Below are 15,633 nucleotides of genomic sequence, written 5' to 3' on the forward strand. Positions count from 1 at the left end.
CACCCGGCTACGCGCCCCCGGGGATCGCCCGTGGGTGCGTAGCCGGAGCTTGCTCCTCGGAGGGGCCTATGAGTTACGTGATCGACCGACGCCTGAACGGTAAGAACAAGAGCACGGTGAACCGCCAGCGATTCCTGCGGCGCTACCGTGATCACATCAAGAAGGCGGTCGAGGAGGCCGTCGGCCGCCGCTCCATCACCGACATGGAGCATGGCGAGAACATCAGCATTCCTGGCCGCGATATCGATGAGCCCGTGTTGCACCATGGGCGCGGCGGCAAGCAGTCCATCGTCCATCCGGGCAACAAGGAGTTCACCGCAGGCGAACGCATCCCGCGCCCTCAGGGCGGCGGCGGTGGCGGCGGCCAGGGCAAGGCGAGCAACTCCGGCGAAGGCATGGACGAGTTCGTCTTCCAGATCACCCAGGAGGAATTCCTCGAGTTCATGTTCGAGGACCTGGAGCTGCCGAACCTGGTGAAACGCCACCTGGAAGGCAGCGACACCTTCAAGACCGTCCGCGCCGGCATCAGCAGCGAGGGCAACCCGTCGCGTATCAATATCATCCGCACCCTGCGTTCGGCCCATGCCCGGCGCATCGCATTGTCCGGCAGCAGCCGCGCCAAGCTGCGCGCGGCGGAGATCGAACTGGAGCGGCTCCGGCTCGAGGAGCCGGACAACTTCAGCGACATCCGCGAGACCGAGGAACTGATCGCCCGGCTGCGCGGGCGCATCGCACGGGTGCCGTTCCTCGACACCTTCGATCTCAAGTACAACCTGCTGACCAAGCAACCCAATCCCAGCTCCAAAGCCGTGATGTTCTGCCTGATGGACGTCTCCGGCTCGATGACGCAGGCGACCAAGGACGTCGCCAAGCGCTTCTTCATCCTGCTTTACCTGTTCCTCAAGCGCAGCTACGACAAGATCGAAGTAGTGTTCATCCGTCACCACACCAGCGCCCGCGAAGTGGACGAGGAAGAGTTCTTCTACTCGCGGGAAACCGGCGGCACCATCGTTTCCAGCGCACTGAAGCTGATGCAGGAAATCATGGCAGAGCGCTATCCGGTCAACGAATGGAACATCTACGGCGCCCAGGCTTCGGACGGCGACAACTGGAACGACGACTCGCCGATCTGCCGGGACATCCTCATCAAGCAGATCATGCCCTTCGTCCAGTACTTCACCTATGTCGAGATCACCCCGCGTGAACACCAGGCGTTGTGGTACGAGTACGAGGCCGTGCGCGAGGCCTTCGACGACAGCTTCGCCCAGCAGCAACTGGTTTCGGCCGGCGACATCTACCCGGTATTCCGCGAGTTGTTCCAACGGAGGCTCGCCTGATGAGCGCACGTGAACGCAGGGCCCAGCCCCTTTCCACCGGCTCGGAATGGACCTTCGACCTGATCCGCACCTACGACCGCGAGATCGGCCGGATCGCCGAGCGCTACGCGCTGGACACCTATCCGAACCAGATCGAAGTGATCACCGCCGAGCAGATGATGGACGCCTACGCGTCGGTGGGCATGCCGCTCGGCTATCACCACTGGTCCTACGGCAAGCACTTCCTCAGCACCGAAAAGTCCTACACGCGCGGGCAGATGGGCCTGGCCTACGAGATCGTGATCAACTCCGACCCGTGCATCGCCTACCTGATGGAGGAAAACACCATCTGCATGCAGGCGCTGGTGATTGCCCACGCCTGCTACGGGCACAATAGTTTCTTCAAGGGCAACTACCTGTTCCGCACCTGGACCGATGCCAGCTCGATCATCGATTACCTGGTGTTCGCCAAGCAGTACATCATGCAGTGCGAGGAGCGCCACGGTATCGACGCCGTGGAGGACCTGCTGGACTCCTGCCACGCGCTGATGAATTACGGCGTCGACCGCTACAAGCGCCCCTACCCGATCTCCGCCGAAGAAGAGCGGCGCCGGCAGAAGGACCGCGAGGAACACCTGCAGAAGCAGATCAACGACCTCTGGCGGACCATCCCCAAAGGCGCCGGCAAGGAGGATGGCCACGACAGCAAGCGGTTTCCGCCCGAACCGCAGGAGAACATCCTCTATTTCATCGAGAAGCACGCGCCGCTGCTGGAGCCCTGGCAGCGCGAAGTGGTGCGCATCGTGCGCAAGATCGCGCAGTACTTCTATCCGCAGCGGCAAACCCAGGTGATGAACGAAGGCTGGGCGACCTTCTGGCACTACACGCTGATGAACGACCTCTACGACGAGGGCCTGGTCAGCGACGGCTTCATGATGGAGTTCCTGCAGTCGCACACCAGCGTGATCTTCCAGCCCGGTTTCGACAGCCCCTATTACAGCGGCATCAACCCGTACACGCTGGGTTTCGCCATGTACACCGACATCCGCCGCATGTGCGAGAACCCCACCGACGAGGATCGCCGCTGGTTCCCCGAGATCGCTGGCAGCGACTGGCTGACCACGGTGAAATTCGCCATGAGCAGCTTCAAGGACGAGAGCTTCATCCTGCAGTTCCTCTCGCCCAAGGTGATCCGCGACCTCAAGCTGTTCGGCATCCTCGACGATGACCAGAAGGACGAGCTGCTGGTCCCGGCGATCCACGACGAGAGCGGCTATCGCACCATCCGCGAGCTGCTCGCAGCACAGTACAACCTCGGCAACCGCGAACCCAACGTGCAGATCTGGAACGTCGACCGCCGTGGCGACCGTTCGCTGACCCTGCGCCACACCCAGCACGACCGCAAACCGCTGGGCGAGTCGACCGAAGAGGTGCTCAAGCACCTGCATCGGCTGTGGGGCTTCGACGTGCACCTGGAAACCGTGCAGGGCGACAAGGTCATGCACACCCATCACGTTCCGGCAAAGGGCGAGCACGACAACGACGGCGGCTACCCGCGACTCGATCTGGCCCTGCCGCCGATCTGACCCACCGGCCGGAGCGCGCGATCGCCCCGGCCGTCTCTCGCGTACCGCGACGCAGGTGTGTCGTCGGCCGCCAACCGTTATCCTCCGCGGCTCGGAGGTGAACATGCAGATTTTCAAGGTGGGTGGGGCCGTGCGTGACCGGTTGCTGGGGCGACCGGTTACCGAGGTCGACTGGGTGGTGGTCGGTTCGACGGCGGAGGAGATGCAAGCCCTGGGATTTCGCCCGGTGGGCGCCGATTTCCCGGTTTTCCTGCATCCGAAGACCGGCGAGGAATACGCGCTCGCGCGCACCGAGCGCAAGAGCGGCCGGGGCTATGGCGGCTTTACCTTCTTCGCCGATCCACGGGTCACCCTGGAGGAAGACCTGATCCGCCGCGACCTGACCATCAACGCGATGGCCGAGGATGACCACGGTCAGTTGATCGACCCCTACCACGGCCAGCAGGACCTGCAAGCCAGGCTGCTGCGGCACGTCTCCCCCGCCTTCGCCGAAGACCCGCTGCGCGTGCTGCGCGTCGCCCGCTTCGCCGCGCGCTATGCCCCGCTTGGCTTTCGCGTCGCCGAGGAAACCCAGGCGCTGATGCGGCAGCTCGCCGAGTCCGGCGAGTTGCAGGCGTTGACGCCCGAGCGCAGCTGGAAGGAAATCTCCCGGGCGCTGATGGAGCCGCGCCCCGACGTCTTCGTGCAGGTGCTACGCGACTGCGGCGCCCTCGCCGAATTGCTGCCGGAGGTCGACGCCCTGTTCGGCGTGCCGCAGCCGCCGCAGCACCATCCCGAGATCGATACCGGCGCCCATGTGCTGGCCGTGCTGCGCCAATGCGCCGAACACGGCCAGCCGCTCACCGTGCGCTGGGCCTGCCTGCTGCACGATCTCGGCAAGGGCCTCACCCCGCCGGAGGAATGGCCGAAGCACATCGCCCATGAACACAAGGGGCGCAAGCCGATCGCTGCGGTGAACGCGCGCTGCAAGGTGCCGCGCGAGTGCGCCGAGCTAGCGCTGCTGGTGGGCGAATACCACACCCATGCCCATCGGGCCCTGGAGCTGCGCCCCTCGACGCTGTTCGAGTTGCTCCAGCAATTCGACATCTACCGCCGCCCGCAGCGCTTCGAGGAGTTCATCGCGGCCAGCGAGATGGATGCGCGCGGGCGCCTGGGCCTCGAACAGCGCGACTATCCGCAGGCCGACTACCTGCGCGGCGCGGCCGACGCGGCGCGGGCGGTGGCGGTGCGGCCCTTGCTGGAGAAGGGTTTCCAGGGCGCACAGCTGGGCGAGGCACTGAACCGTGAGCGACTGGCGGCGCTGAAGGCTTACAAGCAGAACCGCGAGTAGCGTTCAGACCGGGCGCGGATGGCGCTCGATCAGGCTCGCGGGCGTCAGCGCGACGCCGCGCCACTCGAAGGCCACCGGCCACAGGGTCTGTTCGATCTGCGCGTCGCGCCAGAGCGCGGCGAAGCTGATGCCGCTGCCGGGATGCAGTCCCTCCGGCACCAGCAGCGCCAGCGGCCAGAGCACGAAAGCGTTCTTCAGGATTTCCCCGCGCGGCAGGATCAGGCCGTCGAAGTTGCCGGTCATCTGGCCGTAGGTCAGCACGTCGATGTCCAGGGGCAAGCCGCGCCGATCCGGCGCATAGCGACCGTTGTCGGCCTCGATGAACTTGAGCCGGCGATCCAGCTCGCCGAGCGGAAGATCGGTCTGCGCCGACACCACCAGGTTGTAGAACGGTCCGCTCTTGATGCCCACCGGCAGGCTCTCGAACACCGGCGAACAGGCGATGTTCTGCAGGAAGCCGTCCAGCGCCTCCAGTCCGGCGCTGAGGTGCGCGGTGCGCTCGGTGTTGCTGCCAAGGCCCAGCAGGATCGGCGTCACAGGTTACCCCGGCGGATTTCCACACCGACCCCGCGCGCGCTGGGCACCGCGCCAGGCTTGGTCACCTTGAGCCAGAGGCCAGGCATGCCGAACTCGTCCATCAGGCAGGCGGCGAGCCGCTCGGCGAAGGTTTCCACCAGCTCATAGCGCGCCTCGGCGGCGAAGGCGGCGATCCGCTCGGAAACCGTGGCGTAGTCCAGCGCCTTGCTCAGGTCGTCCTGCTCGGCGGGCGCCCGGTTGTCCCAGGCGAACACCAGATCGAGCCTCAGGCACTGGCGGATCTCCCGCTCCCAGTCGTAGGCACCGATCACGGTGTCGACTTCCAGCCCGTCGATAAACACTCTGTCCACTTCGCTCTCCGCGGCACGACAAGGGGCCTGCGCCCCGCTAGAATCGGGACTCTCTCGCCCCGGGATGGATACCATGTTTTGGCTGTTGGCGGCCCTCGCCTACCTGCTCGGCTCGCTGTCCTTCGCCATTCTGCTCAGCCGCGTGGCCGGCGGCCCGGACCCTCGCGCCAGCGGCTCGGGCAACCCGGGCGCCACCAACATGCTGCGTGTGGCCGGCAAACGCCTGGCCATCCTCACCCTGCTCGGCGATCTGCTCAAGGGTTGCCTGCCGGTATTGATCGTCAAGCTGCTCGGCTTCTCCGTCCAGCAGCAGGCCTGGATCGGCCTGGCGGCGGTGGTCGGGCACCTGTATCCGCTGTATTTCGGTTTTCGTGGTGGCAAGGGTGTCGCCACCGCCGCCGGCATGCTGCTCGGTCTTTATCCACCGGCGGCGCTGCTCGCCGCGGCCGCCTGGCTGCTGACGTTCGCCCTCACCCGCATCAGTTCGCTGGCCGCGCTGGTGGCCACGCCGCTGACGCTGCCACTGCTGGCCTGGCAGCAACCCGGCGCCCTGCTGCCGATGAGCGCACTCTGCGCGCTGATTGTCTGGCGCCATCGCGGCAACCTGCGCGACCTGTTCGGCGGCCGCGAACGGCACTTCTGAACGACCGGAAAGTGCAGATCAAATCGCTGGAAGGGACTCCATCGGCCAACGCGCGTGCACCTTGATCGCCGGACCGTCCTGCTGCCCGGCAAGCAGCCGCTGGCAGCCGGCGTAGGCGATCATCGCACCGTTATCGGTACAGAACCGCGGGCGGGCATAGAACACATGGCCGCCGAATTCGCCGAGCATGCGCTCCAGCGACTGGCGCAGGGCCTGGTTGGCGCTGACGCCGCCGGCGATCACCAGGCTGCTCAGGCCGGTCTGCTTGAGGGCGCGGCGGCACTTGATGGTCAGCGTGTCGACAACCGCCTGCTGGAACGCCAGCGCCACATCGGCGCGCGTCTGCTCGCCGTCGTCAGCCGAGGCTCGGCAGTGCTGCCAGGTATTCAGGGCGAAGGTCTTCAGCCCGCTGAAGCTGAAATCCAGGCCGGGGCGATCGGTCATCGGCCGCGGAAAGGTGAACCGGCCCGACGTACCGGCCTCGGCCAGCCGGGCGATTTCCGGCCCACCCGGATAATTCAGGCCCATCAGCTTGGCGGTCTTGTCGAACGCCTCGCCCGCCGCATCGTCGAGGGACTCGCCAAGCAGCTGGTAGCGCCCGATGCCGTCGACGCGAACCAGCTGGGTGTGCCCCCCGGAAACCAGCAAGGCGACGAACGGAAACTCGGGGGGCTGCTCTTCCAGCATTGGCGCCAGCAGGTGACCTTCCATATGGTGCACGCCGAGCGCCGGGATACCCCAGGCGAGCGCCAGCGCCTGGGCGCAGGAAGCGCCCACCAGCAGCGCGCCGACCAGGCCGGGGCCGGCGGTGTAGGCGATCGCGTCGACCTGCCCGGTGCCGCAATCGGCCTCGGCGAGAACCTGGCGGATCAGCGGCAGCATGCGTTTGACGTGGTCGCGCGAGGCCAGCTCGGGGACCACGCCACCGTAGACGCGGTGCAGGTCGATCTGGCTGAACAGCGCGTCGGCCAGCAGACCGCGCTCGCTGTCGTAGAGCGCGACACCGGTCTCGTCGCAAGAGGTTTCCAATCCCAGCACACGCATGGGCAGTGAGCTTCCCGCTAGGCAAATTCGAAGGCGCGCATGATAATCGCCGCCCCGAGGGCAGACCAGTGCTTTTCGACTGAAGGGCTTTGCATTCTGCGGCATGAGACGTTACTATCCGCAACCCTTGAAAACCGACGTACTCCCAGAGCCGATTGCCGGGAGAGCGTTCCACCACCGGTATTAATGAAGGTACGACCTGGATGCCCGCCGTCAAAGTTAAAGAGAACGAACCCTTCGACGTAGCCCTGCGTCGTTTCAAGCGCTCCTGCGAAAAAGCCGGTGTACTGGCTGAAGTCCGCAGCCGCGAGTTTTACGAGAAGCCCACTTCCGAGCGCAAGCGCAAGGCTGCTGCTGCAGTCAAGCGTCACGCCAAGAAAGTGCAGCGCGAACAGCGCCGTCGCGAGCGCCTGTACTGAGTTACAGCCTGCGCCGCTGACGCCCCGCATTGCCCGGCTTCTGCCGGGCTTTGCTTTTCAAGCGCCGACAGACTCCGCTTCGCCGATTGGCGATGGTCGGAGTTTTTTCGTTTTCGCCCACCGCTGATAGCGAGCGCCCGACGCACCCATGGCCGGACTGATTCCCCAGTCGTTCATCGATGATCTGCTCAACCGCTCCGACATTGTCGACGTGGTGAGCTCGCGCATCTCGCTGAAGAAGACCGGGAAGAATTACAGCGCCTGCTGCCCGTTCCACAAGGAAAAGACGCCGTCCTTCACGGTCAGTCCGGACAAGCAGTTCTACTACTGCTTCGGCTGCGGCGCTGGCGGCAACGCCCTGGGCTTCATCATGGACCACGACCACCTGGACTTCGTCCAGGCCGTCGAGGACCTGGCCAAGCGTGCCGGCATGGAGGTGCCGCGCGAGGAAGGCGGCCGCGGTCAGAAAGCCCGGCAACCCACCGACTCGCCGCTCTACCCGCTGCTCGCGGCCGCGGCGGAGTTCTATCGCCAGGCGCTGAAAAGCCACCCCACGCGCAAGGCTGCAGTCACCTACCTGAAGGGACGCGGACTGACCGGCGAGATCGCCCGCGACTTCGGCCTGGGATTCGCCCCGCCCGGCTGGGACAATCTGTTCAAGCACTTCGGCGGCGATGCATTGCAGCAGAAGACCATGATCGATGCTGGCCTGCTGATCGAGAACGCCGAAACTGGAAAGCGCTACGACCGCTTCCGCGATCGAGTGATGTTCCCCATCCGCGACAGCCGCGGACGCGTGATCGCCTTCGGCGGCCGGGTGCTCGGTGACGACAAGCCGAAGTACCTGAACTCCCCGGAGACGCCGGTGTTCCACAAAGGCCAGGAGCTGTACGGCCTTTATGAAGCGCGCCAGAACAACCGCGACCTGCACGAAATCATGGTGGTCGAAGGCTACATGGATGTCATCGCGCTGGCCCAGCAGGGCCTGCGCAACGCCGTCGCCACCCTCGGCACCGCGACCAGCGAGGAGCACATCAAGCGACTGTTTCGCCTGGTGCCCAACGTGCTGTTTTGCTTCGACGGCGACTCCGCCGGGCGCAAGGCCGCCTGGCGCGCCCTCGAATCGGCATTGCCGAGCCTGCAGGACGGACGCCGGGCGCGCTTCCTGTTCCTCCCCGAGGGAGAGGACCCGGACAGCCTGGTACGCGCCGAAGGTACCGACGCGTTCCACGCGCGCATCAACCAGCATGCGCAACCGCTGGCGGACTATTTCTTCCAGCAGTTGACCGACGAAGCCGACCCGCGCTCGCTCGAAGGCAAGGCCCATCTGGCCACACTCGCGGCACCGTTGATCGAAAAGATTCCCGGCGCCAATCTGCGCGCACTGATGCGCCAGCGCCTGAGCGAGATCACCGGCCTGCAGGGCGATGCATTGCAGCATATGGCGCACAGCGCCCCCGCGGTCGATGGCCCGCCACCGCTGGACGACGGCAGCGCCTACTACGAAGCCATGCCGGCGCACGAACACGATTACGAGCCGGCCGCTTTCGAGAGGCCCAACCCAGGCACCGGCGAGAGAAAGAAGTGGGATGGCAAGAAGGACTGGAAGAAGGACGGACGCAAGGGGGAGCCGAAACCGCGCGGCCCACGCATTCCAACCGCCGTCGAATCACCGACGCTGACCGCACTGCGGACGCTTCTTCACCATCCGCAACTCGCGCACAAGGTCGAAGATGCCAGCCATTTCGCCGCGGAAGACGACACATACGCGCAGCTTTTGGTATCGCTGCTCGAAGCGATGCAGAAGAACCCCAAGCTGCGCTCGCTGCAATTGATCGCGCGCTGGCACGGCACAGAACAGGGTCGGCTGCTGCGGGCGCTGGCCGAGAAGGAATGGCTGATTTCGGCCGATAACCTTGAACAACAGTTTTTCGACACTATAACTAGGCTTGCAGCCCGCCAACGCGAGCGAAGCCTCGAACACCTGCTTCGTAAAGCACGTCAAAGTGAGTTGACCGCCGAAGAGAAAGACCAGCTTCGGGACCTGCTCAGTCGAAATGCATCTCCCGTCTCCCCGACCTCAACTGGCGCGTGAGGTCAAGGCTCAGCTATAATGCTCAGCTTATTTTTTGCCCGCCAAGACCTAAGTGGATAGGGTGTTATGTCCGGAAAAGCGCAACAGCAGTCTCGTTTGAAAGAGTTGATCGCCCGCGGTCGTGAGCAGGGTTACCTGACTTACGCGGAGGTCAACGACCACCTGCCGGAGGATATTTCCGATCCGGAACAGGTGGAAGACATCATCCGCATGATCAACGACATGGGGATCAACGTATTCGAGAGTGCTCCGGATGCGGATGCCCTGTTGTTGGCCGAAGCCGACACCGACGAAGCCGCCGCCGAAGAAGCCGCTGCCGCTCTCGCTGCCGTGGAAACCGACATCGGCCGTACCACCGACCCGGTGCGCATGTACATGCGCGAAATGGGCACCGTGGAACTGCTGACCCGCGAAGGCGAGATCGAAATCGCCAAACGCATCGAGGAAGGCATCCGCGAAGTCATGGGCGCCATCGCCCACTTTCCCGGCACCGTCGACTACATCCTCGGCGAATACCAGCGCGTCACCAGCGAAGGTGGCCGCCTGTCCGACGTCCTCAGTGGCTATATCGACCCCGATGACGGCAGCGCGCCGGCCGAGGAAGTCGAGCCCGTGCAGCCGCAAACCGACGCCGCTGCCGCCAAGGACGACGAGGAAGAGGACGATAGCGACAGCGAAGACGAGGAAGAAGGCGACGGCGGCCCGGACCCGGAGGAAGCGCTGCGCCGCTTCACCGCCGTTTCCGAACAGCTGGACAAGGCCAAGAAAGCCCTGAAGAAGCACGGTCGCGCAAGCAAGCAGGCCGTCGCCGAACTGCAGGCGCTGGCCGAGCTGTTCATGCCGATCAAGGTCATTCCGAAGCAGTTCGAAGTGCTGGTCAGCCGCGTCCGTGGCGCCCTGGATCTTGTTCGCCAGCAGGAACGCGCGATCATGCAGCTGTGCGTTCGTGATGCCCGCATGCCGCGAGCCGACTTCCTGCGCCAGTTTCCCGGCCATGAAACCGATGAAACCTGGGCCGCCGGACTGGCCAAGGGCAAGAGCAAGTACGCCGAAGCCATCGGCCGTCTGCAGGACGACATCGTCCGCGCCCAGCGCAAGCTGGCCGCGCTGCAGGACGAAGCCGAGCTGACCGTCGCCGAGATCAAGGACGTCAACCGTCGCATGTCCATCGGCGAGGCCAAGGCCCGTCGTGCCAAGAAAGAGATGGTCGAGGCGAACCTGCGCCTGGTGATCTCGATCGCCAAGAAGTACACCAACCGTGGCCTGCAATTCCTCGATCTGATCCAGGAAGGCAACATCGGCCTGATGAAGGCGGTGGACAAGTTCGAATACCGCCGCGGCTACAAGTTCTCGACCTACGCCACCTGGTGGATTCGCCAGGCGATCACCCGCTCGATCGCCGACCAGGCGCGCACCATCCGTATTCCGGTGCACATGATCGAGACGATCAACAAGCTCAACCGCATCTCCCGCCAGATGCTGCAGGAGATGGGTCGCGAGCCCACTCCGGAAGAGTTGGGCGAGCGCATGGAGATGCCCGAGGACAAGATCCGCAAGGTACTGAAGATCGCCAAAGAGCCGATCTCCATGGAAACACCCATCGGCGACGACGAAGATTCGCACCTGGGCGACTTCATCGAGGACTCCAGCATGCAGTCGCCGATCGACGTGGCGACCGTGGAAAGCCTCAAGGAAGCGACCCGCGAAGTGCTCTCCGGGCTGACCGCTCGTGAAGCCAAGGTGCTGCGCATGCGCTTCGGCATCGACATGAATACCGACCACACCCTCGAGGAAGTCGGCAAGCAGTTCGATGTCACCCGCGAGCGTATCCGCCAGATCGAAGCCAAGGCGCTGCGCAAGCTGCGCCACCCGTCGCGAAGCGAGCACCTGCGTTCGTTCCTCGACGAGTAACAACAGAACCCCAGCCGCAAGCTGGGGTTTTGCTTTCTGCTCAATGGCTTGGCGCGTGGCGACGCGCGCCCTATAATCCGCCGGCCCTCACGGGCGACCCGCCACCGCCGAGCGACATTGGTCGTCGGCATCGCAATAAGGGCCTTTAGCTCAGTTGGTTAGAGCGCGCGACTCATAATCGCTCGGTCCCCGGTTCGAGCCCGGGAAGGCCCACCATTTCTTCAGCACCCCGCCGAAACACCGCGTCCTGCTTTTCGTACACCGCCCATTCCGTGTTAAATTACGGTCACAATCTAAGCGGAGGCATGTCCGTGCGATATTCGGAAGACCACAAGGCGCGTACCCATCAGCGCATCATCGACGAAGCCTCCGAGCGGTTCCGTCGCGACGGCATCGGCGCCACCGGGCTGCAGCCCCTTATGAAGGCGCTGGGGCTGACCCACGGCGGCTTCTATGCGCACTTCAAGTCGAAGGACGAGCTGGTCGAAGAAGCGCTTCGCGCGGCATCCAGCAACCTGAACAGCGCCCAGAACAATACCCTGAGCGGCGACCTGCGCACGCTGATCACCGGCTATTTATCCACCGCGCACCGCGACAATCCCGGCAAGGGCTGCCCGCTGCCGACCATGTCCTCCGAGCTGGGCCAGCGCGGCCAACCCAGCAGCACGACCGATGAACTGGTGCGCAACCGCCTGGCGAATCTCGAAGGCAAGATCGGTGGCGCCCAAGCCGAACGCGACAGCATCGGTACCTTCTGTGCCATGCTCGGCGCGCTGATGATCTCGCGCAGCGTGGTCGATCCCGAGCTGTCCGAACGCATCCTCGACACGACCCGCGACTGGCTCATCGAGCAAACCTGCAACCCCCGCGACTGACACCCCGCTTGCTCTCTCAGGAGAGCGAGCCCTTGCGCAGCAGCATGTTGACCGTCATACAACGCTAATAAAGGAACAGCCATGAACGAAGCCGAACGCACCCGCAAAATCGAGGAGTGGAATGCCGTGGAGGCCGCCATGCGTGCTCGCCTCGCCGCGCCTGGCAGCACCAGCATCGAGCAGCTGCTTGAACTGGCACCGACGGACTACCTTGCCGGCATAGGCAGCGGCGACTTCCCCAGCCCGGCCATCGGCGACCTGATAGGTTTCTACCCCATCGAATGGTCCGAGGGGTGCTTTGTCTTCCAGGGCACGCCCGGGAAGCGCCACTACAACCCGCTCGGCAGCGTGCACGGCGGCTATGCCGCGACGCTGCTGGACTCCGCCATGGGCTGCGCGGTGCACACTGGGCTGAAGAAAGGCCAGGCCTACACCACCGTCGATCTGCGCATCAGTTACGTACGCGCCCTGACCAGCGATACCGGACCGGTCCGGGCGGAAGGCACGATCGTCCACATCGGACGCACCATCGCCCTCGCCGAAGGCCGCATCTACGACGTGGACGACCGCCTCTACGCCACCGGCACCACGACCTGCATGATCCTCGGTCCCCGAGGCTGACGGAGCCTACCGGTATCGATCGCCCCGCGGGGTGATCGATACCGCCCACTGGCTCAGCCCTGCCAGCGCTTGAACAGCACGCTGGCGTTCACCCCACCGAAACCGAAGCCATTGGACAGCGCATGCTCGATGCGCATCGGGCGCGCCGCCCCATGAACGATGTCGACACCCTGCGCCGCCTCGTCGAGGTGCTCCAGGTTGAGCGTCGCCGGGACCTTCTGATCGCGCAGCGCAAGGGCAGTGAAGATCGCCTCGATACCGCCGGCCGCGCCGAGCAGGTGGCCGGTGGAGGACTTGGTGGACGTCACCGCAATACCGCCTTCCGCGCCGAACAGCGCCTTGATCGCCGCCAACTCACCCTTGTCACCGACCGGTGTAGAGGTGGCGTGGGCGTTGAGGTGCTGCACCTGCGCAGGCGCGATGTCGGCCTGGCGCAGCGCCAGCTCCATCGAGCGACGCGCGCCATTGCCATCTTCCGGCCCGGCGGTGAGGTGATAGGCATCGGCACTGGTGCCGTAGCCGACCAGCTCGACGATCGGCAGCGCGCCCCGGGCCAGCGCATGCTCGAGCGATTCGATCACCAGCACACCGGCGCCCTCGCCCATGACGAAGCCGTCGCGATCACGGTCGAAGGGCCGCGAGGCGCGCTCGGGCGTCTCGTTGAAATCGCTCGAAAGCGCCCGGGCCGCGGCGAAACCGCCCAGGCTGACACGGTCGATCGCCGCCTCGGCGCCACCGCACACGGCGATGTCCACCTCACCCGCACGAATCATCCGCGCCGCATCGCCGATCGCCTGCACGCCCGCCGCGCACGCGGTGACCGGCGCACCCAGCGGTCCCTTGAAACCATGCTGGATGGACAGGTGACCCGCCGCGAGATTGACCAGGAAGGACGGAATGGTGAACGGCGAGAGGCGCCGCGGGCCCCGGCTGTCGGTCGTCCTCACCGCTTCGGCGATGGTGCCGAAACCGCCGATACCGGACGCGATGATGGTCGCCGTGCGCTCCTGCTGCGCAGCGCTTCGCGGGAACCAGTTCGCCTGCTCCAGCGCCTCGCGGGCGGCGGCGAGGGCGAACAGGATGAAGCGATCCATCTTCTTGCGCTCCTTGGCCGGCGCGGCGCGCTCCGGGTCGAAACCGGCCTCTGCGTCTTCCTCCAACGTCGGCACCGCACCGCCAATCGCCGTAGGCAGGTCGGCGACGACATCGTCAGGCAGACGCCCGATGCCCGACTGACCGGCCAATAGGCGGCGCCAGACGATTTCGGTCCCACAACCCAGCGGCGAAACCAACCCCATGCCGGTCACCACGATTCTCGTTGCAGTCATATCCAGCCTCCGGGGCGCCGGAAAAACCGGACACCCAGATAATAAAAAGCCCGCCGCAAAGGTTCACGGCAGGCGTAAGGGCGCTGCGTACCCGCAGCGTCCGGGGGAACTTCAGGCGGCGTCTTCGCCCGCCGACTTGTAGCGCTTGGCAGCCTGGCTCAACGACAGGTTGGGCATCAACTTCAGGCGCGCGGCAGCGAACGCCTCCCAGTCGGCAACGTCCGGCAGCGCAGGGATGGTGACGTTCTCGCCCAGATCGAGACCGGCCAGCGCGGCATCGACCATCTCCATGGTCTCCATCACCATGCTCGCCGGGAAGCCGTCCACGTCCAGACCGGCACGCTCCCAGATTTCCGTCCGGGTCGCGCCCGGCAGCACCGCCTGGACGCGAACGCCCAGCGGCACCAGCTCATTCTGCAGGCTCTGGGTGAGGCTCAGCACATAAGCCTTGGTGGCGTTGTAGGGGCCGTTGAACAACTCCGGCGCCAGCGCCAGCACCGAGGCGATGTTGATCAGCGTGCCGCCGGCAGCCGCACCGAAACGCGTGCCGGCGGCCATCGCCAGCCGCGTCAGGGCGACCACGTTGAGCTGGACCATCTGCTCGAAGGCGTCCAGATCGGTTTCCAGCGTCGTACCCTTCACCGCGATGCCGGCGTTGTTCACCAGCAGGCTGATCGAGTCATCGCTGCGCAGGCGCTGCTCGACGCGCAGCAGATCCGCCTTGTCGGTGAGGTCGGCGCGCAGCACCTCGACCTTCACCCCGGCCTCGCCGCCCAGACGCGCAGCCAGCGCATTCAGGCGCTGCTCGTCGCGCGCCACCAGCAGCAGATCGTAGCCGCGCTGAGCAAGGCGCTGCGCATAGCCGGCGCCGATTCCGCTGGAAGCTCCGGTAACCAGTGCCACGCCTTTTGGTGAAGGGACGCTCATGTTGTTGCTCCGCAAGTAAGGGATCGTGGGCTTATATTAATACCATAATCTAATGATCGCCAAGCCTTTGATAAGCAATCACGAAACGGCCATACGAGTGAGCGAAATTGGAAATCCGGAAACGAAAAAGGCGCCATAAGGCGCCTTCATCGTCGAACGCGAGCGTTATCAGCTTTTGCTGGCGCGCTTGCGGTCGTTTTCGTTGAGGAACTTTTTGCGCAGACGGATCGACTTCGGCGTCACTTCGACCAGCTCGTCGTCGTCGATGAATTCCAGCGCCTGCTCCAGGGTGAACTTGATCGGCGGAACCAAGGCGATGGTTTCGTCCTTGCCCGAAGCGCGCATGTTGTCGAGCTTCTTGCCCTTGGTGGGGTTGATCACCAGGTCGTTGTCACGGCTGTTGATGCCGCACAGCTGGCCTTCGTAGATGTCCTGGCCAGGCTCGAGGAACAGCTTGCCGCGATCCTGCAGGGTTTCCAGCGAATAGGTCAGCGCCTTGCCGGTGGCCATCGAAACCAGCACGCCGTTGAGGCGGTGGCCGACGTCGCCGACCTTGATCGGACCGTAGTGGCTGAAGGTGCTGGTCAGCACGCCGCTGCCGGAGGTCATGGTCAGGAAGGCGTTACGGAAACCGATCAGGCCACGTGCCGG

14 protein-coding genes, 1 tRNA gene and 1 pseudogene are annotated in these 15,633 nt (G+C 64.9%); 10 read left to right on the top strand and 6 right to left on the bottom strand.

All coding sequences use genetic code 11. The features are described from left to right. Positions 1–68 precede the first annotated feature (68 nt). The 3 genes from B3E91_RS06405 (at position 69) to B3E91_RS06415 (ending at position 4,232) form a co-directional block, all read left to right on the top strand. Positions 69–1,337 (top strand): YeaH/YhbH family protein, encoded by a 1,269-nt coding sequence (locus B3E91_RS06405; protein WP_273234166.1) that lies wholly within the window; start codon positions 69–71, stop codon positions 1,335–1,337. After that, positions 1,337–2,902 carry a SpoVR family protein gene (locus B3E91_RS06410; protein WP_273234165.1) on the top strand — a complete coding sequence of 522 codons (1,566 nt, stop codon included), beginning with the start codon at positions 1,337–1,339 and terminating at the stop codon, positions 2,900–2,902. Before B3E91_RS06405 ends, B3E91_RS06410 begins: the two co-directional genes overlap by 1 nt. Positions 2,903–3,005: 103 nt before the next feature. After that, positions 3,006–4,232 carry a multifunctional CCA addition/repair protein gene (locus tag B3E91_RS06415; protein WP_287028764.1) on the top strand — a complete coding sequence of 409 codons (1,227 nt, stop codon included), beginning with the start codon at positions 3,006–3,008 and terminating at the stop codon, positions 4,230–4,232. Positions 4,233–4,235: 3 nt separating this feature from the next. Here B3E91_RS06415 and folK read toward each other — a convergent pair whose 3' ends face one another. Beyond that, on the bottom strand, positions 4,236–4,769 hold the full coding sequence (folK, locus tag B3E91_RS06420; RefSeq protein WP_282344505.1) for a 2-amino-4-hydroxy-6-hydroxymethyldihydropteridine diphosphokinase: 534 nt from the start codon (positions 4,767–4,769) through the stop codon (positions 4,236–4,238). Beyond that, the gene (folB, locus tag B3E91_RS06425) at positions 4,766–5,119 is read right to left on the bottom strand and encodes a dihydroneopterin aldolase (RefSeq protein WP_287028765.1); all 354 of its coding nucleotides are present in this window, start codon (positions 5,117–5,119) and stop codon (positions 4,766–4,768) included. Before folB ends, folK begins: the two co-directional genes overlap by 4 nt. A 73-nt stretch (positions 5,120–5,192) precedes the next feature. On the opposite strand from folB, the gene plsY reads away from it, so the two are divergent. After that, positions 5,193–5,762, top strand: a complete 570-nt coding sequence (plsY, locus tag B3E91_RS06430) for a glycerol-3-phosphate 1-O-acyltransferase PlsY (RefSeq protein ID WP_090225225.1) — start codon at positions 5,193–5,195, stop codon at positions 5,760–5,762. A gap of 18 nt (positions 5,763–5,780) precedes the next feature. Here plsY and tsaD read toward each other — a convergent pair whose 3' ends face one another. After that, on the bottom strand, positions 5,781–6,806 hold the full coding sequence (gene tsaD / locus B3E91_RS06435) for a tRNA (adenosine(37)-N6)-threonylcarbamoyltransferase complex transferase subunit TsaD (protein WP_287028766.1): 1,026 nt from the start codon (positions 6,804–6,806) through the stop codon (positions 5,781–5,783). 203 nt (positions 6,807–7,009) lie between these two features. On the opposite strand from tsaD, the gene rpsU reads away from it, so the two are divergent. The 6 genes from rpsU (at position 7,010) to B3E91_RS06465 (ending at position 12,727) form a co-directional block, all read left to right on the top strand. Continuing rightward, positions 7,010–7,225, top strand: a complete 216-nt coding sequence (gene rpsU, locus B3E91_RS06440) for a 30S ribosomal protein S21 (RefSeq protein ID WP_010795989.1) — start codon at positions 7,010–7,012, stop codon at positions 7,223–7,225. A gap of 148 nt (positions 7,226–7,373) precedes the next feature. After that, the gene (dnaG, locus tag B3E91_RS06445; protein WP_287028767.1) at positions 7,374–9,320 is read left to right on the top strand and encodes a DNA primase; all 1,947 of its coding nucleotides are present in this window, start codon (positions 7,374–7,376) and stop codon (positions 9,318–9,320) included. A 66-nt stretch (positions 9,321–9,386) separates the two neighbouring features. Further along, a complete protein-coding gene (rpoD, locus tag B3E91_RS06450) occupies positions 9,387–11,231 on the top strand; it encodes an RNA polymerase sigma factor RpoD (protein ID WP_287028768.1) in 1,845 nt (614 codons plus the stop codon). Between the two features lie 139 nt (positions 11,232–11,370). Next, positions 11,371–11,447: transfer RNA gene (locus B3E91_RS06455), tRNA-Ile, on the top strand. A gap of 95 nt (positions 11,448–11,542) precedes the next feature. After that, positions 11,543–12,106 (top strand): TetR/AcrR family transcriptional regulator, encoded by a 564-nt coding sequence (locus tag B3E91_RS06460; RefSeq protein WP_287028769.1) that lies wholly within the window; start codon positions 11,543–11,545, stop codon positions 12,104–12,106. Between the two features lie 81 nt (positions 12,107–12,187). Beyond that, entirely contained in the window at positions 12,188–12,727 is a 540-nt protein-coding gene (locus B3E91_RS06465) for a PaaI family thioesterase (RefSeq protein ID WP_287028770.1), read from the top strand. 53 nt (positions 12,728–12,780) lie between these two features. Here B3E91_RS06465 and fabF read toward each other — a convergent pair whose 3' ends face one another. The 3 genes and pseudogenes from fabF to B3E91_RS06480 all read right to left on the bottom strand — a co-directional run. Next, entirely contained in the window at positions 12,781–14,055 is a 1,275-nt protein-coding gene (gene fabF, locus B3E91_RS06470; protein ID WP_287028771.1) for a beta-ketoacyl-ACP synthase II, read from the bottom strand. A 111-nt stretch (positions 14,056–14,166) separates the two neighbouring features. Next, positions 14,167–14,982 (bottom strand): SDR family NAD(P)-dependent oxidoreductase, encoded by an 816-nt coding sequence (locus tag B3E91_RS06475; protein ID WP_287028772.1) that lies wholly within the window; start codon positions 14,980–14,982, stop codon positions 14,167–14,169. Between the two features lie 168 nt (positions 14,983–15,150). Then, a pseudogene (locus B3E91_RS06480) lies at positions 15,151–15,633 on the bottom strand (translational GTPase TypA); the annotation flags it as partial.

The sequence above is a fragment of the Pseudomonas sp. UBA6310 genome (assembly GCF_002438225.1).
GTDB classification, from domain to species: Bacteria; Pseudomonadota; Gammaproteobacteria; order Pseudomonadales; family Pseudomonadaceae; genus Pseudomonas_O; species Pseudomonas_O kuykendallii.

What these genes read in the sequence shown, in the direction of transcription:
- B3E91_RS06405 (WP_273234166.1), top strand. Translation starts at nt 69, where the DNA reads ATGAGTTACGTGATCGACCGACGCCTGAACGGTAAGAACAAGAGCACG.
- B3E91_RS06410 (WP_273234165.1), top strand. Translation starts at nt 1,337, where the DNA reads ATGAGCGCACGTGAACGCAGGGCCCAGCCCCTTTCCACCGGCTCGGAA.
- B3E91_RS06415 (WP_287028764.1), top strand. Translation starts at nt 3,006, where the DNA reads ATGCAGATTTTCAAGGTGGGTGGGGCCGTGCGTGACCGGTTGCTGGGG.
- plsY (WP_090225225.1), top strand. Translation starts at nt 5,193, where the DNA reads ATGTTTTGGCTGTTGGCGGCCCTCGCCTACCTGCTCGGCTCGCTGTCC.
- tsaD (WP_287028766.1), bottom strand. Translation starts at nt 6,806, where the DNA reads ATGCGTGTGCTGGGATTGGAAACCTCTTGCGACGAGACCGGTGTCGCG.
- rpsU (WP_010795989.1), top strand. Translation starts at nt 7,010, where the DNA reads ATGCCCGCCGTCAAAGTTAAAGAGAACGAACCCTTCGACGTAGCCCTG.
- dnaG (WP_287028767.1), top strand. Translation starts at nt 7,374, where the DNA reads ATGGCCGGACTGATTCCCCAGTCGTTCATCGATGATCTGCTCAACCGC.
- rpoD (WP_287028768.1), top strand. Translation starts at nt 9,387, where the DNA reads ATGTCCGGAAAAGCGCAACAGCAGTCTCGTTTGAAAGAGTTGATCGCC.
- B3E91_RS06465 (WP_287028770.1), top strand. Translation starts at nt 12,188, where the DNA reads ATGAACGAAGCCGAACGCACCCGCAAAATCGAGGAGTGGAATGCCGTG.
- fabF (WP_287028771.1), bottom strand. Translation starts at nt 14,055, where the DNA reads ATGACTGCAACGAGAATCGTGGTGACCGGCATGGGGTTGGTTTCGCCG.
- B3E91_RS06475 (WP_287028772.1), bottom strand. Translation starts at nt 14,982, where the DNA reads ATGAGCGTCCCTTCACCAAAAGGCGTGGCACTGGTTACCGGAGCTTCC.